20 protein-coding genes are annotated in these 20,709 nt (G+C 69.0%); 19 read left to right on the plus strand and 1 reads right to left on the minus strand.

Translation table 11 applies throughout. From position 1 onward, the window contains the following. Positions 1–24: 24 nt before the first annotated feature. The 16 genes from QNO12_RS05750 to QNO12_RS05825 all read left to right on the plus strand — a co-directional run bounded on the left by QNO12_RS05750 (position 25) and on the right by QNO12_RS05825 (position 17,186). A complete protein-coding gene (locus tag QNO12_RS05750) occupies positions 25–1,104 on the plus strand; it encodes a UDP-N-acetylglucosamine--N-acetylmuramyl-(pentapeptide) pyrophosphoryl-undecaprenol N-acetylglucosamine transferase (RefSeq protein ID WP_257501805.1) in 1,080 nt (359 codons plus the stop codon). A gap of 100 nt (positions 1,105–1,204) precedes the next feature. Further along, positions 1,205–2,626, plus strand: a complete 1,422-nt coding sequence (gene murC / locus QNO12_RS05755; protein WP_257501806.1) for a UDP-N-acetylmuramate--L-alanine ligase — start codon at positions 1,205–1,207, stop codon at positions 2,624–2,626. A 5-nt stretch (positions 2,627–2,631) separates the two neighbouring features. Further along, positions 2,632–3,690, plus strand: a complete 1,059-nt coding sequence (locus QNO12_RS05760; protein ID WP_257501807.1) for a cell division protein FtsQ/DivIB — start codon at positions 2,632–2,634, stop codon at positions 3,688–3,690. Between the two features lie 174 nt (positions 3,691–3,864). Further along, entirely contained in the window at positions 3,865–5,013 is a 1,149-nt protein-coding gene (ftsZ, locus tag QNO12_RS05765) for a cell division protein FtsZ (protein ID WP_257501808.1), read from the plus strand. A 45-nt stretch (positions 5,014–5,058) separates the two neighbouring features. Further along, positions 5,059–5,742, plus strand: coding sequence for a YggS family pyridoxal phosphate-dependent enzyme (locus QNO12_RS05770; protein WP_257501809.1), 684 nt, complete (start codon positions 5,059–5,061; stop codon positions 5,740–5,742). A 33-nt stretch (positions 5,743–5,775) separates the two neighbouring features. Beyond that, on the plus strand, positions 5,776–6,237 hold the full coding sequence (locus tag QNO12_RS05775; RefSeq protein ID WP_257501810.1) for a cell division protein SepF: 462 nt from the start codon (positions 5,776–5,778) through the stop codon (positions 6,235–6,237). A 25-nt stretch (positions 6,238–6,262) separates the two neighbouring features. After that, complete coding sequence (locus tag QNO12_RS05780) at positions 6,263–6,562, plus strand: YggT family protein (RefSeq protein ID WP_257501811.1); 300 nt, start codon at positions 6,263–6,265, stop codon at positions 6,560–6,562. Positions 6,563–6,658: 96 nt separating this feature from the next. After that, on the plus strand, positions 6,659–7,246 hold the full coding sequence (locus tag QNO12_RS05785) for a DivIVA domain-containing protein (RefSeq protein ID WP_257501812.1): 588 nt from the start codon (positions 6,659–6,661) through the stop codon (positions 7,244–7,246). A 9-nt stretch (positions 7,247–7,255) separates the two neighbouring features. Next, positions 7,256–7,936: a signal peptidase II gene (gene lspA, locus QNO12_RS05790; RefSeq protein ID WP_257501813.1), complete on the plus strand. Its 681-nt coding sequence runs from the start codon at positions 7,256–7,258 to the stop codon at positions 7,934–7,936. Between the two features lies 1 nt (position 7,937). Continuing rightward, entirely contained in the window at positions 7,938–8,858 is a 921-nt protein-coding gene (locus QNO12_RS05795; RefSeq protein WP_257501934.1) for an RluA family pseudouridine synthase, read from the plus strand. Between the two features lie 79 nt (positions 8,859–8,937). After that, entirely contained in the window at positions 8,938–9,507 is a 570-nt protein-coding gene (locus QNO12_RS05800) for a GNAT family N-acetyltransferase (RefSeq protein WP_257501814.1), read from the plus strand. Positions 9,508–9,612: 105 nt separating this feature from the next. Then, positions 9,613–13,083: a DNA polymerase III subunit alpha gene (dnaE, locus tag QNO12_RS05805; RefSeq protein ID WP_374761017.1), complete on the plus strand. Its 3,471-nt coding sequence runs from the start codon at positions 9,613–9,615 to the stop codon at positions 13,081–13,083. A 129-nt stretch (positions 13,084–13,212) separates the two neighbouring features. Next, positions 13,213–14,274: a hypothetical protein gene (locus tag QNO12_RS05810; protein WP_502883270.1), complete on the plus strand. Its 1,062-nt coding sequence runs from the start codon at positions 13,213–13,215 to the stop codon at positions 14,272–14,274. A 32-nt stretch (positions 14,275–14,306) separates the two neighbouring features. After that, entirely contained in the window at positions 14,307–15,620 is a 1,314-nt protein-coding gene (gene hisD, locus QNO12_RS05815; protein ID WP_257501817.1) for a histidinol dehydrogenase, read from the plus strand. Between the two features lie 25 nt (positions 15,621–15,645). Next, the gene (gene nrdR, locus QNO12_RS05820) at positions 15,646–16,125 is read left to right on the plus strand and encodes a transcriptional regulator NrdR (RefSeq protein ID WP_257501818.1); all 480 of its coding nucleotides are present in this window, start codon (positions 15,646–15,648) and stop codon (positions 16,123–16,125) included. Positions 16,126–16,157: 32 nt separating this feature from the next. After that, positions 16,158–17,186, plus strand: coding sequence for a quinone-dependent dihydroorotate dehydrogenase (locus tag QNO12_RS05825; protein ID WP_257501819.1), 1,029 nt, complete (start codon positions 16,158–16,160; stop codon positions 17,184–17,186). Here QNO12_RS05825 and QNO12_RS05830 read toward each other — a convergent pair. Next, positions 17,183–17,749, minus strand: coding sequence for a DUF3043 domain-containing protein (locus QNO12_RS05830; protein WP_257501820.1), 567 nt, complete (start codon positions 17,747–17,749; stop codon positions 17,183–17,185). The two genes, QNO12_RS05825 and QNO12_RS05830, sit on opposite strands and share 4 nt — an antisense overlap. Positions 17,750–17,795: 46 nt before the next feature. Between QNO12_RS05830 and QNO12_RS05835 the strand changes: the two genes are divergently transcribed. The 3 genes from QNO12_RS05835 (at position 17,796) to ctaC (ending at position 20,707) form a co-directional block, all read left to right on the plus strand. Next, entirely contained in the window at positions 17,796–19,196 is a 1,401-nt protein-coding gene (locus QNO12_RS05835; RefSeq protein ID WP_257501821.1) for a dipeptidase, read from the plus strand. Between the two features lie 98 nt (positions 19,197–19,294). Further along, a complete protein-coding gene (locus QNO12_RS05840; RefSeq protein ID WP_257501822.1) occupies positions 19,295–19,660 on the plus strand; it encodes a HesB/IscA family protein in 366 nt (121 codons plus the stop codon). Between the two features lie 153 nt (positions 19,661–19,813). Then, entirely contained in the window at positions 19,814–20,707 is an 894-nt protein-coding gene (gene ctaC / locus QNO12_RS05845; RefSeq protein WP_257501823.1) for an aa3-type cytochrome oxidase subunit II, read from the plus strand. The last annotated feature ends 2 nt before the right edge of the window (positions 20,708–20,709 follow it).

Consider the following 20,709-nt stretch of genomic DNA (forward strand, 5'->3'; position numbering starts at 1 on the left):
CGTGCCGGTCGGTAAACTTGCCCGGTGACGACGTACCTTCTTGCCGGTGGCGGCACCGCCGGGCACGTCAACCCGCTGCTGGCCGTGGCCGACACCCTGCGGGCACGCAACGCCGAGGACCGCATCCTCGTCCTGGGCACCCGTGAGGGGCTGGAGGCTCGCCTGGTTCCCGAGCGCGGCTACGAGCTGCTGCTGGTGGACAAGGTGCCCTTCCCGCGCCGCCCCGACCGAGCCGCAGCCACCTTCCCGCTGCGCTTCCGGCAGGCCATCGCGCAGGTGCGCTCGCACATCCGCGAACACGGCGTCGATGTGGTCGTGGGCTTCGGGGGCTACGCGTCCGCACCCGCATACGTGGCAGCGCGCAATGCGCGCGTGCCGGTCGTCGTCCACGAGGCGAACGCGAAGCCGGGCATGGCCAACCTCCTCGGCGCTCGGCGCGCCGCCGCGGTGGGAGTCGCCTTCGCGGGCACCCGGCTGAAAGGCGGCCGGGTGGTGGGGATGCCGCTACGGCGCGAGATCGTGGAGCTTGACCGTGCCGCGCTGCGCCCGCAAGCGGCAGCGCACTTCGGTCTGGATCCTGCCCGACCGACCCTCCTCGCGTTCGGGGGGTCCCTCGGCGCCCAGCGCCTCAACGAGGCGTTCGCCGGCGCCTGGCGCGATGTGCTGGAAGCCGGCTGGCAACTGCTCCACGTGACGGGGGAGCGTTCGGACCTGCCCGACCCCGGCGCCGCCGGCTACGCGGTCCGGCGGTACGTCGATCGGATGGACCTCGCGTTCGCCGTGTGCGATCTGATCGTCGCCCGCGCGGGCGCCGCGACCGTGAGCGAGATCAGTGCACTCGGAATCCCGGCCGCCTACGTGCCCTACGCGGTCGGCAACGGGGAGCAGGCGCTGAACGCCGCATCCGCGGTGCGCGCCGGAGCGGCTGTCCTGATCCCGGACGCAGACTTCACCGCGGACCGGATCCGGGCGCAGGTGATTCCCCTCCTGAACGATTCGGCGCGGCGGGCGGCGATGACGGATGCCGCGGCATCCGTCGGCAGCCGGACCGGCGCCGAGAACGTCGTGGCCCTGATCGACGAAGCGCTCGGACGGCGTCCGTAGTCCGCGATCCGGCCGGCGCGAGTGACTGCCGCGGCGGGGACCGGAGAGCCCAGCGCGCCGGAGGCAACCCCTCAGGCAGCCAACTTAGGATGAACGAGTCATGATCAGACCCGACCTCAGCCTTCCCCTTCCCGAGCGCATCGAAGCCGCTCATTTCATCGGCATCGGCGGGTCGGGCATGTCGGGGCTCGCCCGCATGTTCCTCGAGCGCGGCATCCGCGTGTCCGGCTCGGACCGCGCCGACAGCCAGGCGCTGCGCGACCTCGCCGAGCTCGGCGCCACCGTGCACGTGGGGCACGATGCGGCCAATCTCGGCGACGCCGACACCGTCATCCACACCGGTGCCATCTGGCCGGAGAACCCGGAGTTCGTCACGGCGAAGGAGCGCGGGATGCCGGTCATCCACCGCTCGCAGGCGCTGCACTGGCTGATCGGCGGACGCCGGCTCGTCTCGGTGGCGGGCGCCCACGGCAAGACCACCTCCACCGGAATGCTCGTCACGGCCCTGCAGGCGCTGGGGGAGCAGCCGACGTTCGTCAACGGCGGCGTCATCGCCCAGCTCGGCGCTTCCAGCGCCACCGGATCGGATGACCTCTTCGTCATCGAGGCGGACGAATCCGACGGCACCTTCCTGCTCTACGACACCTCGATCGCGCTGATCACCAACGTGGACCCCGACCACCTCGACCACTACGGCTCGGATGATGCGTTCGTCGATGCGTTCGCGAACTTCGCGAACCGCGCGGGCGAAGCGGTGGTGATCTCCGCGGACGACCCCGGAGCACGTGACGTGACCGGGCGCCTCACCCACCCGAACCTCCTCACCTTCGGCACGTCGCGCACCGCCGGCGTCCGCGTCACCGACCTGCGCACCGACGGGCCGGTGTCCTTCACGATCAGTCACGGTCCGGCATCCGCCCGGGCCCGTCTGGCGATCCCGGGCGCGCACAACGCCATCAACGCGGCAGGCGCGGTGGCCGTGCTGCTGACGCTCGGGCACGACCTCACGGCCGCCGTCCGTGCCGTCGAGGGATTCGAAGGAACAGTGCGCCGTTTCGAACTGCACGGCGTCGCCCGCGGCGTCAGCGTCTTCGACGACTACGCGCATCACCCGACCGAGGTGGCTGCGGCGCTCGTCGCCGCGCGATCGGTCGTCGGGGACGGGCGGCTCATCGCCATCCAGCAGCCGCACACGTACTCGCGCACGCAGCAGATGTACCGCGAGTTCGCCGAGGTGCTGGAGCAGTACGCCGACCACACCGTGATGCTGGACGTGTTCGGTGCACGGGAGGATCCGATCCCCGGAGTGACCGGCGAACTGGTGTCGGCGGCGTTCGCCGACCCCGACAACGTGCACTACGTCGCCGACTGGCAGCAGGCGGCCCAGTACACGGCCACCGTGGCGCGAGCCGGCGACTACGTCATCACGCTGGGCTGCGGAAACGTCTATCAGATCATCCCGCAGGTGCTGGACGCGCTCTCGCAGACTCCGGCCGTCGCAGCCGCCGGTCCGGCGGAGTAGCAGACGTGCGCCGGCCGACGCCGCTCCCGCCCCCGGCGGATGGATCGACCGAGATCGTCCGCCGCACGGCGGCGCGCCGGGACGCCGAGGAACCGTCGGCGCCGTCTGCGAGCCCCGCTGATGCGGCACCGCCGGAGGAGCCGTCCCACGCAGAGCCGGCCCACGCAGAGCCGGCCCACGCAGAGCCGGCCATCGCGCCGATCATCCCGTTGGCGGCGCCGCCATCGATGCAGCGCCCTGCTGCGATCCCGACCACCGTCATCGCGGACGCCGAACCGACGACCGGCGAAGACGGCGCACCGGTGCGGATCAGAGACGTCTGGTCGGCTGCTCGCGCGCGCAGGAAGGCGCTTCGCGCGGAGGTGCGCCGATTCACCGGTCGGCAGCGGCGCAAGCGAGCGCTGTGGCTCGGCGGCGCGGCAGCAGTGGTCCTGCTGGTCCTGGCGACTCTGGGTGCCGCGTACAGCCCGCTGTTCGCCGTCGAGCAGATCCGCGTCGTGGGAGCGCAGCAGCTGGACGCGCCGGCGGTCGAGGCCGCGCTGTCCGAGCAGATCGGCACGCCGCTGCCGCTGGTGGACGAGAGCGAGGTCAAGGCCGCCCTCGTCGGGTTCCCGCTCGTGGAGTCGTACACGCTGGAGGCCCGACCGCCGCACGAACTGATCGTGCGCATCGTCGAACGCACGCCGATCGGTCTCATTCAGACGCGAGCGGGCTACACGCTGGTCGATGCCGCCGGCGTGGCGCTGTCGACCTCGACCACCCCCGCCCCGGGACGACCACTGGTCACCGTGGAGGGCGGCACCGACTCCCCGGCGTTCGCCGCGCTCGGCAAGGTGATGCGGTCGCTGCCGGAGTCGATCCTGGTGCAGGTGACCGCCGTCTCGGCCACCACCCCGGACGATGTCACGCTCACTCTGGGCGCGTCCAACGCTCAGGTGGTCTGGGGCAGCGCCGAGGACTCCGCGCTGAAGGCGCTGGTCCTGGAGACGACGATGGCGGCCCGCCCGCCGGCCGACGTCAGCGTCTACGACATCTCCTCGCCCAGCGCGATCGTGGTGCGCTGAACCCCTTTCTCACCGGCTTGGGCACGGGATAACGCGACACGCCCGCGACGCTCCCGGTCGTGTGGTGGCAGCCGCATACTTTCAGACCAAGGGAATTGCATACCGGGCAATTCTTTATACCTCTACTTGAGGTTGAGGGTTTTCCATTCAGGTGCAGGACAGACGGAGGCCGGCATGAGCCAGAACCAGAACTACCTCGCGGTGATCAAGGTCGTCGGCGTCGGCGGCGGCGGCGTGAACGCGGTCAACCGCATGATCGATCTCGGTCTGCGGGGCGTCGAGTTCATCGCGATAAACACGGACGCGCAGGCGCTGCTGATGAGCGATGCGGACGTCAAGCTCGACGTCGGACGCGAGCTGACCAGGGGACTCGGCGCCGGTGCCGACCCCGAGGTGGGCCGGCGTGCGGCCGAAGACCACGCGGAGGAGATCGAGGAGGCGCTGCGGGGCGCCGACATGGTCTTCGTCACCGCGGGCGAGGGCGGCGGCACGGGCACCGGTGGGGCTCCGGTCGTGGCCAAGATCGCCAAGTCCATCGGCGCGCTGACGATCGGTGTCGTCACCAAGCCCTTCTCGTTCGAAGGCCGTCGGCGCCAGAGCCAGGCCGAGACCGGTGTCGCCAAGCTGAAAGAAGAGGTCGACACCCTCATCGTCGTGCCGAACGATCGGCTGCTGGAGATCAGCGACCGCGGCATCTCGATGATCGAGGCCTTCGCGACCGCCGACCAGGTGCTCCTGGCCGGTGTGCAGGGAATCACCGACTTGATCACCACACCCGGACTGATCAACCTCGACTTCGCCGACGTCAAGTCGGTCATGCAGGGTGCAGGCTCCGCGCTCATGGGAATCGGATCGGCGCGGGGCGCGGATCGGGCCATCAAGGCCGCCGAACTCGCCGTCGAATCCCCGCTGCTGGAGGCGAGCATCGAAGGCGCCCACGGGGTTCTGCTCTCCATCCAGGGCGGATCCAACCTCGGCATCTTCGAGATCAACGATGCCGCGCAGCTGGTCAAGGAAGCCGCGCACCCCGAGGCGAACATCATCTTCGGAACGGTCATCGACGACACGCTGGGCGACGAGGTCCGCGTCACCGTGATCGCCGCCGGCTTCGACAACGGCGAGCCCACCCTCCGGCTCGACCCGGTCACCTCCTCGCGCGTCCTGCCGGCAGCCCCGGTCATCCCGGCGACCCCCGCCGTGGATGCGGCCAAGGAGCCGGTGCGCGAGAGTGAGCCCGTTCCGGTCGGCGCCGCCGTCCCCGACACGAGCTACGACTCGGCCTTCGGCGACGACGACCTGGACATCCCCGATTTCCTGAAGTAGTCCTCCGGGACTCCATCAGATCCACCGTCGACAGTCCGAGGACCCTTGACTCTTGCCGAACGGCTCGCGCGCGTCGATGCCGGGATCGCCGACGCCGCCCGCGCGGCCGGCCGCGATCCCGGCTCGATCACGCGCATCGTGGTGACGAAATTCCACCCCGTCTCAGTGGTCGAGGAGCTTTACGCGCTCGGCGTGCGTGACGTGGGCGAGAACCGCCAGCAGGAGCTCACCGAGAAGGTGCACAGCGCCGGCGATCTCGACGACCTGCGGTGGCATTTCATCGGGCAGGCGCAGACGAACAAGGCCAGGGCGATCCGCGCTGCCGCATCCGTGGTGCATTCGGTGGACCGTGCGAAGATCGCGAACGCCCTGGATTCCGCCGCCGACAGCGACGCCGCGGTGCTCGAGGTGCTGCTGCAGGTCAACCTCACGGACGACCCGGCGCGTGGGGGAGTCGCCCCAGCCGATCTGGAGCGCCTGGCCGAGCACGTGGGCGGATGCCGGAGCCTGCGCTTGCGCGGGGTGATGGCCGTGGCTCCGCTCGACGAGGAGCCGGCGCGCGCGTTCGCCCGCCTGGCCGGCTACGCGGATCGGGTGCGGGCGATCATGCCCGAAGCCACATGGATCTCGGCCGGAATGACGGCGGATTACGCCGATGCGATCGCCGCAGGCGCGACACACCTGCGGATCGGGTCGGCAATCACGGGCCCGAGGCCCGTGCACGGTTAACCTCGGAACAGACGAGCACACACGGAGGATGCGATGTCGAACCCCCTGAAGAAGACAATGGTGTACCTGGGCCTTGCTGACGAGGAAGAAGTCTATGACGAGCCCGATCCACAGCCGACGGGCCGCAAGTCCGTCACCGCAGTCGAGAAGACCGCGCCGGTGACGCCGCTGCATCGCCCGACGGTCGTGCGTCAGGTGGCTCCCGCGGCGATCAGCGAGATCCTCACGGTGCACCCGAAGCAGTACCGGGACGCGCAGGTCATCGCCGAGAATTTCCGCGAGGGCATTCCGGTCATCATCAACCTCTCGCAGATGAGCGACGCCGACGCCCGGCGTCTGATCGACTTCGCGAGCGGCCTGTCGCTGGGGCTCTACGGCCGCATCGAGCGGGTCACGAGCAAGGTCTTCCTGCTCTCCCCGGAGAACGTCGCCGTGTCCGGTGACGGCGCGGTCGCGCAGGCGGACCCGGAATCGGTCCCGTTCGCTCAGCAATAGGTCGCGGCGCTGATACAGTCGTCTTGTGAATATCGTTGGCGCGATCGCCACGATCCTCAACAGCGTCCTCCTGCTCTATGTGCTCGTGCTGCTGGTGCGGCTCGTGCTCGACTGGGTACCCTTCTTCAACCGTGAGTGGCGTCCCAAAGGCGCCGGCCTCGTGGCTGCGGAGCTGGTGTACACGGTGACGGACCCTCCGATCAAACTCTTCCGTCGTTTCATTCCGCCACTGCGCGTGGGCGGAATCGGCATCGACTTCGGTTTCACCCTGACGATGCTGCTGTGCTTCGTTCTGCTCGCGGTGACGCGGACGCTCGCGGGGTAATTCCCGCGCGGCTATGCTTGCCTGTACGAACGCCGGAAATCGGCGGAGCGGCCCCCGACATCGGCTCGCGACCAGACGCTCGAAAGAGGAATCACCATGGCATTGACCCCCGATGACGTCGTCACCAAGCAGTTTCAGCACGTCCGTTTCAAGGAGGGTTTCGACCCCGATGAGGTGGACGACTTCCTCGACGAGATCGTCGTGGAGTGGCGCAAGTCCATCGCAGAGGCCGACGAGCTGAGGGCCAAGCTCGCCGCCTACGAGTCCGGTGCCGAGGCACCCTCGACCCCCGCGGTCATCGAGCAGGCGCCTGCGCCCGCTCCGGCTGCCGAGGCGGCTCAGAGCGGCACCGCTCCCGCCGCTGCCAGCGCAGGCATCATCGAACTGGCACAGCGCCTGCACGACGAGCACGTCGCCGAGGGCATCGCGCAGCGCGACAAGCTGATCGCCGACGCTCAGGCGCAGGCGGCGACCATCGTCTCGGAGGCCGAGACCAAGGGTCGCGAAGAGATCGCGCGCCTCGACAAGGAGCGCTCGATCCTCGAGAACCGCATCACCGAACTGCGCAACTTCGAGCGGGATTACCGAGCTCAGCTGCGCGGCTACATCGAGGGCAAGCTGCGCGACCTCGAGACCACGGGCACGACGTCGGGTTCCACCCCGGTGTCTGCCATCGGCCTCTAAGCCGGCCTTTTGACAGGCCGAGCCCCCCTTCACAAGGCGGCGGCCGGCACCATCATCGCGGTTCTCGCGGTGCTGGTGCTGGCCGCTGACCAGTTCTCGAAGTACCTCGCAATCCAGAACCTCCCGCCTCAGCAGACGGTGCAGGTGCTCGGCGACTTCCTGAGCTTCTATCTGGTGCGCAATCCGGGCGCGGCATTCTCGCTCGGCGAGGGCGTCACCTGGATCTTCACCATCGCACTGGCCGTGGTGGCCGGGGTGATCGTGTGGCTCGCCGCCACCCGCGTGCGCTCCCGCCTGTGGGCCGTCGTGCTGGGACTGCTCCTGGGCGGCGTCCTGGGCAATCTCGCGGATCGCGCGTTCCGCGAACCGGGCTTCGCCGTCGGGCACGTGGTCGACTTCATAAACACGCCGTGGATGTGGTTCTGGACCAATCCGGCGATCTACAACGTCGCCGACATCTTCATCGTGACGATGATGATCAGCGTCGCTCTGCTGGTGCTGCTCGGCCTGCACCTGGACGGCACCCGTGATGCCCGCCGGCACGCCGCGGACAGCATCCCGCCACGCGATGGCGACGATGTCGTCGCCGGCGGCGGTGCGGTCGCCGTCGAAGGCGATCAGTTCCCGGCCGGGAACCCGGATGCCGGGATCCCCCGGAACCGCGAACCCCGGCGTGACGCGGACGGCTGAGATGGAATCCCGGAGTCTTCCCGTACCGGACGGCCTCGAGGGCACGCGGGTGGACGCGGCACTTGCGAAGATGCTCGGCTTCTCGCGCACCTTCGCTGCCGAGGTCGCCGACGCGGGCGGCGTCGCGATGGACGGTCGCGGACTGACGAAGTCCGACCGGCTGCGCGCGGGCTCGTGGCTGGAGGTGTCCTGGACGCCCAAGGAAGAGCCGCGCGTGATCCCACTGGCGGTGCCGGACCTGGGCATCGTGTATGACGACGACGACATCGTGGTGGTAGACAAACCCAGCGGAGTCGCCGCGCACCCCTCGCTCGGCTGGGACGGCCCGACCGTGCTCGGGGCCCTCGCAGCCGGCGGCATCCGCACCGCCACGACCGGAGCCGCGGAGCGGCAGGGCATCGTCCACCGGCTGGACGTGGGCACCAGCGGACTGATGGTCGTGGCGAAGACGGAGCACGCATACATCGCGCTGAAGCGCGCTTTCAAGGAGCGCGAGGTCGAGAAGATCTATCACGCCGTGGTCCAGGGGCATCCGGACCCGCTCACCGGCACCATCGACGCGCCCATCGGGCGGCATCCCTCGCATTCGTGGAAGTTCGCCGTCACACCCGACGGCAAGGACTCGGTCACGCACTACGAGACGCTGGAGGCGTTTCCGCGAGCCGCGCTGCTGGAGATCCACCTGGAAACCGGCAGGACGCACCAGATCCGCGTGCACATGGCAGCGCACCGGCATCCGTGCGTCGGCGATCCGCTCTACGGGAGCGACCCGACGCTGGCAGCCCGGCTGGGTCTGACCCGCCAGTGGCTGCACGCGCGGGAACTGTCCTTCACGCACCCGGCGACGGGGGACTGGGCGACCTTCACCTCCGAGTACCCGGCCGACCTCGCGCACGCCCTGGAGGTGCTGCGCGGCGAGTGATCCCGGGCGCCGGGGACGTGCACGGTCCGCGTTCGGATCGGAGACGCGCGCCGTCGGCGGCTGGTGGAACGATGGCCGCATGGGAATCGAAGTCCGGCCGGCGGCGCGGTTCGCCGACCTGCAGACGATGCTCGGGCCGAAACGGTCCGACGCGGATGTCTGCTGGTGCTTGAGCTATCGCCTCGGTGCGAAGGAGAATCGGGAGCTGCGCGGACCCGCGCGGGCGGCGAAGACGGCGGCGCTGCTGGAGGCGGGACCGCCGGGCGTGCTCGCCTACCGGGACGACGAGGTCGTCGGGTGGGCGGCGATCCATCCGCGCGCAGACACGTCGTTCGCGACCAGCCGCAAGATCCCGCACGTCGACGACCTGGACGTGTGGTCACTGTGGTGCGTCCGCGTCCGCCCGGGGCACCGGGGAGAAGGCATCTCGCACGCGCTGGTCGCGGGAGCGGTCGCCTTCGCCCGCACGTCCGGTGCGCCCGCGGTCGAGGCGTATCCGGTCGACAACCGGGGTGCGAAAGTCGACCTGACGATGGCCTACGTCGGCACCCGCCGCCTGTTCGAGAAGGCAGGATTCACGAAGGCCGCCGATACCGACTCGGTGCTCAACGGGTTCCCGCGCGTGCTCATGCGCCTCGACCTGCGCTGAGGCGACAGCCCGGGCGCGGTGGGCCTCGGCGTCGGTGCCCGAAGGTAGTCTCGATCCGTGGCAGCCGACTCCTTCGTTCACCTTCACGTGCACAGTGAATACTCGATGCTCGACGGCGCAGCACGCGTCAAACCGCTGATCGATGAAGCCGCAAAACAGGGGATGCCGGCGATCGCCGTCACCGACCACGGCAACACCTTCGGCGCGTTCGAGTTCTACAAGACCGCCACCGAGGGCGGGATCAAGCCGATCATCGGCATGGAGGCGTACGTCACACCTGGGACGCATCGAGCCGACAAGGCCCGTGTGCGGTGGGGCAGCCCCGACCAGAACGACGATGACGTGTCGGGGTCCGGCGCCTACACGCACATGACGCTGCTCGCCGAGAGCAACGAGGGACTGCACAACCTCTTCCGGATGTCCTCCTACGCATCCCTCGAGGGCTACTACTTCAAACCGCGGCTGGACCGCGAACTGCTCCAGACCTACGCCAAGGGCGTCATCGCGACGACCGGCTGCGTCGGCGGCGAAGTGCAGACCCGGCTGCGGCTCGGCCAGTATGACGCGGCCAAGGCGGCCGCGGCGGAGTTCCGCGACATCTTCGGCAAGGACAACTTCTATGCCGAGGTGATGGACCACGGGATCGACATCGAGCGGCGCACGATGAACGACCTGATGCGTCTGGCCAAGGAACTGGACCTGCCCCTCGTGGCGACCAACGACCTCCACTACACGCATCAGCACGATGCCAAGAGCCACGCGGCGCTGCTGTGCGTGCAGTCCGGCTCGACCCTGGATGACCCCAAGCGGTTCAAGTTCGAGGGCGAGGAGTTCTACCTCAAGACACCGGCGCAGATGCGCCACATCTTCCGGGACAACCCCGAGGCGTGCGACAACACGCTGGCGATCGCGGAGCGCGTCGATGTCCGCTTCGACACCAGCGCAAACTACATGCCGCGCTACCCGGTCCCCGCGGGCGAGACCGAGCAGAGCTGGTTCGTGAAGGAGGTCGAACGAGGACTGCATGTCCGCTATCCCGCCGGCATCCCGGCCGAGGTGCGCGCGCGGGCCGACTTCGAGACCGACGTCATCGTCCAGATGGGCTTCCCCGGCTACTTCCTCGTCGTCGCGGACTTCATCAACTGGGCCAAAGAGAACCGCATCCGGGTGGGTCCCGGCCGTGGGTCCGGCGCCGGTTCGATGGCCGCCTACGCGATGCGCATCACCGACCTGGACCCGCTGCAGCACGGGCTGCTCTTCGAGCGCTTCCTGAACCCCGACCGCGTCTCGATGCCCGACTTCGACATCGACTTCGACGACCGCCGTCGTGGTGAGGTGATCCAGTACGTCACTCAGAAGTACGGCGACGAGCGCGTCGCGCAGATCGTCACGTACGGCACCATCAAGGCCAAGCAGGCGCTCAAGGACGCCGGACGCGTGCTCGGCTTCCCGTTCAGCATGGGCGAGCGACTGACCAAGGCGATGCCGCCCGCGGTGATGGGCAAGGACATGCCCCTCGAGGGGATGTTCGACACCAAACACCCCCGTTTCAAAGAGGCCTCCGAATTCCGCGCTCTGATCGAGACCGACAGTGAGGCGAAGACCGTCTTCGACGCCGCGGTGGGGCTGGAGAACCTGAAGCGGCAGTGGGGCGTGCACGCGGCCGGCGTCATCATGTCCAGCGAGCCGCTGATCGACATCATCCCGATCATGAAGCGGGAGCAGGACGGCCAGATCGTCACCCAGTTCGACTACCCCGCCTGCGAGGCCCTCGGGCTGATCAAGATGGACTTCCTCGGGCTGCGCAACCTCACGATCATCGACGATGCGCTGGACAACATCGCCGCCAACCGCGGCGAGACGCTGGTACTCGAGGATCTCGCCCTGGATGACGCGGACTCGTACGAGCTGCTCTCACGTGGCGACACGCTCGGCGTGTTCCAGCTCGACGGCGGCCCGATGCGCAGCCTGCTGCGCCTGATGAAGCCGGACAACTTCGAAGACATCTCCGCAGTCATCGCCCTGTACCGGCCCGGGCCGATGGGTGCGAACTCGCACATCAACTACGCGCTGCGCAAGACCGGCCAGCAGCCGATCACGCCGATCCACCCCGAACTCGAAGAACCCCTCGGCAATATCCTCGACACCAGCTACGGCCTGATCATCTATCAAGAGCAGGTGATGGCCATCGCCCAGCGGGTCGCCGGGTTCAGCCTGGGGCAGGCGGACATCCTCCGCCGCGCCATGGGCAAGAAGAAGAAATCGGAGTTGGACAAGCAGTACGAGGGCTTCCACGCGGGCATGCGCGAGAACGGGTACTCGGATGCCGCCGTCAAGACGCTCTGGGACATCCTGCTGCCGTTCTCGGACTACGCGTTCAACAAGGCGCACTCGGCCGCGTACGGCCTGATCGCGTACTGGACGGCGTATCTGAAGGCGCACTATCCCGCCGAGTACATGGCGGCGCTGCTGACCAGCGTGGGCGACGCCAAGGACAAGCTCGCCGTGTATCTGAACGAGTGCCGCCGGATGGGCATCAAGGTGCTTCCGCCGGATGTCGGTCAGTCCATCCGGTACTTCGCCGCCGTGGGCGAGGACATCCGCTTCGGCCTCGGAGCGGTCCGTAACGTCGGCACCAACGTGGTGGATGCGATCGTGGCCTCCCGCCAGGCGGAGCCGTTCGCCTCGTTCCACGACTTCCTCGCCAAGGTGCCCATCCACGTGGCGAACAAGCGCACGGTGGAGTCGCTGATCAAGGCCGGCGCGTTCGACTCGCTCGGGGCGACGCGACGGGCCCTGATGGAGATCCACGAGGACGCCGCCGAAGCGGCCGTCGAAGTCAAGCGCAAGGCCGCGACCGGGGCGATCGGATTCGACTTCGACAGCCTCTACGACCAGACCGAGGAGCCCTTGCCGGCCAAGGTCCCCGATCGTCCGGAGTGGACGAAGAAGGACAAGCTCGCCTTCGAGCGCGAGATGCTGGGCCTGTACGTGTCCGACCACCCGCTGGCCGGGCTCGAGATCGCCCTCGCCAAACACGCCTCCATCAGCATCCACGATCTTCTCGCTTCGGAGGACCTCCCCGATGGCGAGCAGGTCACCGTGGCCGGTCTGGTGACCAGTGTTCAGCATCGCGTGGCGAAATCCAGCGGCAATCCGTACGGGCTGATCACCGTCGAGGACTTCGACGGTGAGGTGACGGTCATGTTCATGGGCAAGACCTACACCGAGTTCCAGTCCATGCTGCAGGCCGATTCCATCCTCGTCGTCCGCGGCCGCATCTCCCGCCGTGACGACGGCCTCAACCTGCACGCAGTGTCGGCGGTATCGCCGGATCTCGGTGCGGTGGACGCGTCCGGTCCGCTGGTGCTGGCGATCCCGGAGCACCGAGCGACCGAGGGGCTGGTCATCGAACTGGCCCAGGTCCTGCACCGTCATCGCGGCTCCACCGAGGTGACGCTGCGCCTCCATCGGGGCAACGCGGCGAAGGTGTTCGACGTGCCGCACCCGGTGCGGGTGACCGCGGATCTGTACGGCGAGCTGAAGGGCCTGCTCGGTCCGCAGTGCCTGGGCTGAGTCGCCCGCACCGGCGATCCGCCCGACGCGGGCCGATGCCTCGCCGAGCCGTCCGAGTCTCATTGCCATCCGAGGAGCCGCCGGTAGGATCGGCTCGACGCGCTCCGCGAAAGCGGCCGGAAAGGATTCATCGTGACTGACGACCAAGTGGGCGAGAGCACTGCACCCGAGAACGTCGACACGGCGCCCGGCGGGCAGCCGCAGTACGGCGTCGGGCCTTTTTCGGTGCGTGAGGTCGCGCTCGTCGGAGTCTGGCTCGTGGCATTCGTCGTGTCGTTCTTCTCCATCGCCAGTCAGCAGGCGATGGCGCAGCTCCTCTTCGGCGGTTCGGTGTGGACCAACGGTCTGGACTGGGTCCTCACGATCGCTCTGCCCACCGTCGCGGTGTTCCTGATCGTCCTGCGGCGATTCTCACCCGACGGGATCCGACGGGTGGGCTCCCTTGGGATCGACCAGTTCGCGTCGGTGGCCTTCTCGGTGTCCGCGGTCGTCTGGCTGACCCTGCTGTGGCGGAACGTCGCCGTGGCGGTGGAGTCGAGCGTCTGGATCTACGGCTGGGTGGTCTGGGTCGAGTTCTTCCTGATGCTCGCTGGAGTCGTGCTCACCGTTTTCGCCCCGCTGATTCCGCCGCTGTCCGAAGACTTCGCGGGGCGCCGCGAGGTCGTGGCGCACCGGAATGCGCGGCCGATCCGTCCGGTGGTGGCCCGCCCGCCGCGCGAGCGCCAGGCGCCCGCCGCGGACTCCGCGGGTCTCGCCGGGGCAGCGGGAGCCGGTGCGCAGACCGAATACGGCGACACGCGCGTTCCCGGCTCGCCGTACACCGACTCGTCCTACCCCGATTCCTACACGGAGCCGTTGGACACCGAGGACGGCGACGGTTCGCAGAGCGTGGCCGAGCAGATCTTCGCCGACGCGGACGGGTGGGCGCCGGCTCAGGCCCGCGACACGTTCGAACCTGTCGAAGAGGTGTCCGAGGTCACCGAGTACGAGCCGCACCCCAGTCATCAGGCGTTCTGGGCGTTGGCTCCTGATGAGCGCGACGTGCTGGACGAGCGCGGCGTGCCGATCTTCCGGGTCGGGCCGACGGCGTGGGCGCTCGTGCTCGAAGACCGCGGCGAGGTCTTCGTCGTCCGGCACGAGGACGGGCGGGTCGGGTACCTGCACGACGTGTCCGGCGTGATGCGCGGCTGAGCAGCCACCGCCGATCGCGATACCGTAAAGGAATGCTCCGCACGATCGACCTCCGCGGTCGCGCCCTCTCGCCGGCCGAATTCCTCGCCGCCGTCCCGCGCGCCACCGCCGCCCGTGAGGAAGCCCTCGCCACCGCCACGACCCTCGTCGCCGATGTCGCCGCGCGCGGCGAAGCCGCGCTGCGCGAACAGGCTGACCGGTTCGACGCCGCCCGCGGCCACGACATCCGCGTTCCGGCCGCCCACCTCGAGGAGGCCCTGGCGGGACTGGATCCGTCCGTCCGTGCCGCACTGGAGGAGGCGATCGTGCGTGTGCGTACCGCGTCCGCCGCGCAGGTCCCGCCCGCGACGGTCACCGAGCTGGGCCCGGGTGCGCGCGTGCTGCAGCGCTGGCAGCCGGTCCGCCGGGTCGGACTCTACGTGCCGGGTGGCAAGGCGGCGTACCCCTCCAGCGTCGTCATGAACGTGGTTCCCGCGCAGGTCGCCGGCGTGGCAGAGATCGCCCTCGCTTCGCCCCCGCAGCGGGCGCACGACGGGCGCGTGCATCCGGTGATCCTCGCCGCGGCCCGGCTCCTCGGAGTCGACGAGGTGTACGCAATGGGTGGCGCCGGCGCGATCGGCGCATTCGCGTATGGCGTGGCGAGCCTGGGACTGGATCCGGTCGACGTGGTCACCGGGCCGGGGAACAACTTCGTCGCGGCAGCGAAACGTGCCGTCGCCGGTGTGGTGGGCACGGATGCCGAGGCCGGTGCGACCGAGATCCTGATCGTCGCCGATGACTCTGCCGATCCTCGCCTGGTGGCCGCCGACCTGATCAGCCAGGCCGAGCACGACGAGCAGGCCTCGGCGGTGCTGGTGACGGCATCCGAGCCGGTCGCTGCGGCGGTCGCGCTCGAGATCACGCCCCGCGCCGCCCGGACCCGCCACGCTGAGCGCGTGCGGGCCGCGCTCTCGGGTCCGCAGTCGGCGATCGTGCTCGTGGACGACCTGTCCGCCGCGACCGCGTTCAGCAACGCCTACGCGCCGGAGCATCTGGAACTGCACGTGGCCGACCCCGACCCGGCCGCGTTCGTGCACGCCGGTGCGGTGTTCGTCGGGCCTGACTCCCCGGTGAGTCTCGGTGACTACCTGGCGGGAAGCAACCACGTGCTGCCCACCGGGGGACAGGCGCGCTACGCTGCCGGCCTGTCGGCGGCGACCTTCCTGCGCCCGCAGCAGGTCATCGAGTACGATCGCGCCGCCCTGGCGCAGGTTCGCGAGGGGGTGGTCACGCTCGCCGAGGCCGAAGACCTCCCCGCGCACGGCGAGGCCGTCCAGGCGCGGTTCGAGACGCCGCCCTCCGCGTAGCGGTTTGGCGTAGTCTGTCCAGGCCATGCATTGCCCGTTCTGCCGTCACCCCGACTCCCGGGTCATCGATTCGCGCACCAGCGACGATGGTCTCAGCATCCGCCGCCGCCGGCAGTGCCCCGAGTGCGGCGGGCGATTCTCCACGATCGAGACGGCGAGCCTGAACGTCATCAAAAGGTCGGGCGTGATCGAGCCGTTCAGTCGCGAGAAGGTCATGTCCGGTGTCCGCAAGGCCTGCCAGGGGCGACCGGTCACCGAGGGAGACCTGGCCGTGCTGGCACAGAAGGTCGAAGAGGCCGTCCGCCAGACCGGGTCCTCCCAGGTCGACACGAACGAGATCGGTCTGGCGATCCTCGGGCCGCTGCGGGAGCTCGACGAGGTCGCCTACCTGCGTTTCGCCAGCGTGTACCAGGCCTTCGATTCGCTCGAGGACTTCGAGTCCGCGATCGGACAGCTCCGGGACGACCACGCCCGCGTCGAGACCGCCGCGCCCGCGGAATCCTGAACGACCGTCGCAAGCCGATAGCCTGGGGGGCGATGTATCCCCTCCTCTTCCGGTCCGTCCTCGCGCGCATGGATCCCGAATCGGCCCACCACGCCGCGGTGATCGTCATCCGGGTGCTCGGCATTCCGCCCTTCTCCTGGGTGGCGCGCGCTCTCACACGGCCCGCGCCTGCGCTGAGAACGACAGCGCTCGGCCTGAGCTTCGACTCCCCGTTCGGTGTGGCCGCCGGGTTCGACAAGGATGTGGCAGCGGCCCAGGGGCTGCATGCCCTCGGCTTCGGGCATGTCGAGGTCGGCACCGTCACCGCGGTAGCGCAGGACGGGAACCCCCGGCCGCGGCTGTTCCGGCTGATCCCCGACCGGGCCGTGATCAACCGCATGGGGTTCAACAACCGGGGTGCCGAGGCTGCCGCCGTGCGCCTGGCGAAGCTGCGCCGCCGTTCCCGGCGCGCCGTGCTCGGCGTGAACATCGGCAAGAGCCGGGTCGTCGATGTCGCCGACGCCGCCGCGGACTATGTGCGAAGCGCGACGCTGCTGGCGCCGCTCGCGGACTACCTGGTCGTCAACGTGTCCTCGCCCAACACGCCAGGCCTTCGCGGCCTGCAATCGGTCCAAACGCTCCGTCCGCTCCTGCAGGCGGTGCGCGACGCGGCCGGTCAGACGCCCCTGCTCGTGAAGATCGCACCCGACCTGCCCGATGACGAGGTCGAGGCGATCGCGCGTCTTGCGGTGGACCTCGGCCTGTCCGGCCTGATCGCGACGAACACCACGATCTCACGCGACGGTCTGCGCACAGACCCGACGATCGTCGCCGCCGCCGGGGAGGGCGGTCTGTCCGGCGCGCCGCTGAAGCGCCGCGCGGTCGAGGTGCTGCGTCTGGTCCGGGCGACCGTGCCGCCGGAGTTCGTCGTGATCTCCGCCGGCGGTGTCGAGACCGCCGCGGACGTGCGCGAACGCCTGGATGCCGGTGCCACTCTGGTACAGGGCTACACGGCTTTCCTTTACCGCGGTCCGCTCTGGGCGCGCCAGATCAACCGCGGGCTGGCCCGGCTCGGCCGCTAAGCCGGCTTCTGGCCGCGTTTGGCCTGCGGCTTGGGCAGACGCATGAACCGCATCTGGATGATGCGCATCGCCCCGTACCAGCCGAGGCCCTTCTCGATCCGGTCGGCGCCGAACTTCTGACGCGCCGCCTGCTTGACCCGGATGGACGTGATGATCATGTCGCCGATCACGAACAGGATGAAGATCCACAGCCCGATGAACGAGTAGTACTGGATCGCCGGGACCGGGATGAAGGTCGCGAGGATCACGAGCACCATCGCGGGCATGACCCCTTCGCCGATGTGCCAGCCGGAGTCGATGTAATCGCGGACGAACCGGCGCTGCGGACCCTTGTCCCGAACGGGCAGATACTTGTCATCGCCCGCGGCCATCCCCACGCGTGCCTTCTCGCGCTGCGCAGCCATCTCCGCCTTCGCGCGGGCTTTCGCCTCCTTGGTGTCGGCCACCAGCGGGCGCCTGCGGGCCGCCTCGCGCTCAGCGCGGGTGGGCGTCGGCCGTCCCTTGCCGGTGGTCATGTCGGCCGACGCGTCAGCGGGGACGGGGGCTGCGGGTGTCTTGGCCACGTGGAACCTCGGAGTCTCGATAGGGATGCGCCTTAAGATTACCCGCATGACCACTGAGCTGACCCGACAGGATGCTGTGCGCGATGCCGCGGCATCCGGCATCCCCGCCGCCCTCGCCGACCTCGGAGCCCTCGTGCGCATCCCGTCGATCGCGTTCCCCGGTTTCGACGGCGCTGAGGTGCAGCGCAGCGCGGAGGCCGTTGCCGCGCTGGTCCAGGATCTCGGTCTGTTCGAAAGCGTCGAGATCCAGCGCGCCGCCATCCCCGGCACGGATGAGATCGGCAACCCGGCGGTGCTGGCGACGCGGGCTGCGCGCAACGGGCGGCCGACGATCCTGCTCTACGCGCACCACGACGTCCAGCCGGTGGGGGAGGAGTCCCTGTGGGAGTCCGCCCCGTTCACCCCCACCGTCCGCGACGGTCGCCTGTACGGTCGTGGCGCGGCCGATGACAAAGCCGGCGTGATGGCCCACGTCGCATCGCTGCGCGCGCTCAAGGAAGCCCTCGGCGCGGATTTCGATCTGGGTGTGGCGCTGTTCATCGAAGGCGAAGAGGAGGCCGGGTCGCGTTCCTTCGCCCAGTTCCTCTCGGACAACGCCGCGGCGCTCCGCGCCGATGTGATCGTCGTGGCGGACTCGGGCAACTGGGATGCGCGCACGCCGGCGTTGACGGTGTCGCTGCGCGGCAACACCCGCTTCACACTCACGGTGCGCACGCTCGATCACGCGTCCCACTCCGGCATGTTCGGGGGAGCGGTTCCGGACGCGATGATGGCCACCGTGAAGCTGCTCGCCACGCTGTGGGATGAGGACGGCGCCGTGGCAGTGCAGGGACTGACCGAACGGGATGCCGAAACGCCGGCGTACAGCGAGGAGACGCTGCGCGACGAGGCGGGTCTGCCGGCCGGGGTCAGTCCGATCGGGCGTGGCCAGATCCTCAGCCGCATCTGGAACAAGCCGTCGATCACGGTCACCGGCATCGACGCGCCGAGCGTGGCGAACGCCTCGAACACGCTGAGCCCGGCGCTCTCGGTCGTCCTCAGCGCCCGCGTTGCTCCGGGTCAGCCGGCGCGCGAGGCCTATGCGGCCATCGAGGCGCACCTGCGTGCGCATGCGCCGTTCGGGGCGCAGCTGAGCTTCACCGACCAGGACTACGGTGACGCGTTCCTCGTCGACACGAGCGGGTGGGCGGTCGGGATTGCCCTGGAGGCGCTGCACGAGGCCTACGGGGTCGAGCCGGTGCAGATCGGCGTCGGCGGCTCGATTCCCTTCATCGCCGACCTGATCCGCGAATTCCCGGAAGCTCAGATCCTGGTCACGGGCGTCGAGGATCCGCACTCGCGCGCGCACAGCCCCAATGAGTCGCTGCACCTGGAGACCTTCCGCAACGCCGTCATCGCCGAGGCGCTCCTGCTCGAGAAGCTGGACGCGCGCACGACGTCGCCCTGAATGCGGACTGCTCACATGGGGTTCGAGACCCGTGGGAGTCGGCGGGCGTAGAATCGAAGAACACCCCGCCGCATCCGCGGCCTGTCCGGAGGAGTGCCATGACCGACACTGCACTGTCAACCGACCAGACCGTCCGCGCCCACGGCGTCGGGCTCACCGAGGCGGCCGCGCTCAAGGTGAAGAGTCTCCTCGCCCAGGAAGGGCGCGACGACCTGCGCCTGCGCGTGGCGGTGCAGCCCGGCGGCTGCAGCGGGCTGATCTACCAGCTGTACTTCGACGAGCGCTACCTCGACGGCGACAAGACCGTCGACTTCGACGGCGTCGAGGTCATCATCGACGACATGAGCGTCCCCTACCTGGACGGCGCGAGCATCGATTTCAAGGACACGATCGCAGAGCAGGGGTTCACGATCGACAACCCCAATGCTGCGGGCAGCTGCGCCTGCGGTGACAGCTTCCACTGACCCCGAAACATCCGTCTCAGGCCCGGCCGCTCATCGAGCGCCGGGCCTGTTTCGCGCCCTGCGCAGCGGGGTCAAGCTGGGCGGTTGGCCGGAATCAGTTGTGAGGTTGCTCTAGACTGGCAACGTCACAATCGCGACCCGGAAAGGTGCACCGTGCCCTCCAAACGCCGCCTCCGCTGGGCAGGTCTTCCCATCGGAATCGCCTCGGCAGCAGTCCTCGCCGGGTGCACCCCGACCGAACTGCATGGCTACCTTCCCGGTTTCGTCGAAGACGGCACTCCGGCCACCAACCACACCGACATGGTGGCGGGCCTGTGGGTGAACTCCTGGATCGTGCTGCTGGTCGTCGGCCTCGTCACCTGGGGGCTGATGGGCTGGGCTGCGATCGCCTACCGGCGCCGCAAGGGGCAGGTCGGACTGCCGGTCCAGCTGCGCTACAACATGCCGATCGAGATCTTCTACACGGTCGTGCCGCTCATTCTGGTGATCGGGTTCTTCGCCTTCACTGCGCGTGATCAGACCATCTTGGAGACGCAGACCGAGGACCCGGACGTGTCCATCGTCGCGATCGGCAAGCAGTGGGCTTGGGACTTCCAGTACAACGGCGAGGACGATGACAGCGCAGACGCTGTCTGGACCATGGGCGTTCAGGCCCAGCCGGCCGCCAACGGCGACGTCGACCAGGCGAAGCTGCCCACGCTCTACCTGCCCGTCGACAAGTCGGTCAAGATCCTTCTGCAGTCGCGCGATGTCATCCACTCGTTCTGGGTGATCGACTTCCTGTACAAGAAGGACATGTACATCGGCCGGGACAACTACTGGTCCTTCACGCCGACGCGTGAGGGAACGTACGCCGGCAAGTGCGCCGAACTGTGTGGCGAGTACCACTCCGCCATGCTCTTCAACGTCAAGGTGGTGAGTGAGGGCGAGTACGAGGACTACCTCGACACCCTGCGCTCGGCCGGCCAGACCGGCGACATCAACGACGCGTACGACAGGCTTCAGAACGAGCCCGGGACGGGCGCAAGCCCCGAAGGAGACGAGTGATC

The organism is Microbacterium sp. zg-B185, assembly GCF_030246885.1.
Classification (GTDB): Bacteria; Actinomycetota; Actinomycetes; order Actinomycetales; family Microbacteriaceae; genus Microbacterium.

Coding starts and splice junctions, on each gene's coding strand:
- QNO12_RS05775 (WP_257501810.1), top strand. CDS start 5,776: ATGTCGAACCCCCTGAAGAAGACAATGGTGTACCTGGGCCTTGCTGAC.
- hisD (WP_257501817.1), top strand. CDS start 14,307: ATGCTCCGCACGATCGACCTCCGCGGTCGCGCCCTCTCGCCGGCCGAA.
- QNO12_RS05800 (WP_257501814.1), top strand. CDS start 8,938: ATGGGAATCGAAGTCCGGCCGGCGGCGCGGTTCGCCGACCTGCAGACG.
- dnaE (WP_374761017.1), top strand. CDS start 9,613: ATGCTCGACGGCGCAGCACGCGTCAAACCGCTGATCGATGAAGCCGCA.
- QNO12_RS05785 (WP_257501812.1), top strand. CDS start 6,659: ATGGCATTGACCCCCGATGACGTCGTCACCAAGCAGTTTCAGCACGTC.
- QNO12_RS05825 (WP_257501819.1), top strand. CDS start 16,158: ATGTATCCCCTCCTCTTCCGGTCCGTCCTCGCGCGCATGGATCCCGAA.
- murC (WP_257501806.1), top strand. CDS start 1,205: ATGATCAGACCCGACCTCAGCCTTCCCCTTCCCGAGCGCATCGAAGCC.
- nrdR (WP_257501818.1), top strand. CDS start 15,646: ATGCATTGCCCGTTCTGCCGTCACCCCGACTCCCGGGTCATCGATTCG.
- ftsZ (WP_257501808.1), top strand. CDS start 3,865: ATGAGCCAGAACCAGAACTACCTCGCGGTGATCAAGGTCGTCGGCGTC.
- QNO12_RS05795 (WP_257501934.1), top strand. CDS start 7,938: ATGGAATCCCGGAGTCTTCCCGTACCGGACGGCCTCGAGGGCACGCGG.
- QNO12_RS05840 (WP_257501822.1), top strand. CDS start 19,295: ATGACCGACACTGCACTGTCAACCGACCAGACCGTCCGCGCCCACGGC.
- QNO12_RS05835 (WP_257501821.1), top strand. CDS start 17,796: ATGACCACTGAGCTGACCCGACAGGATGCTGTGCGCGATGCCGCGGCA.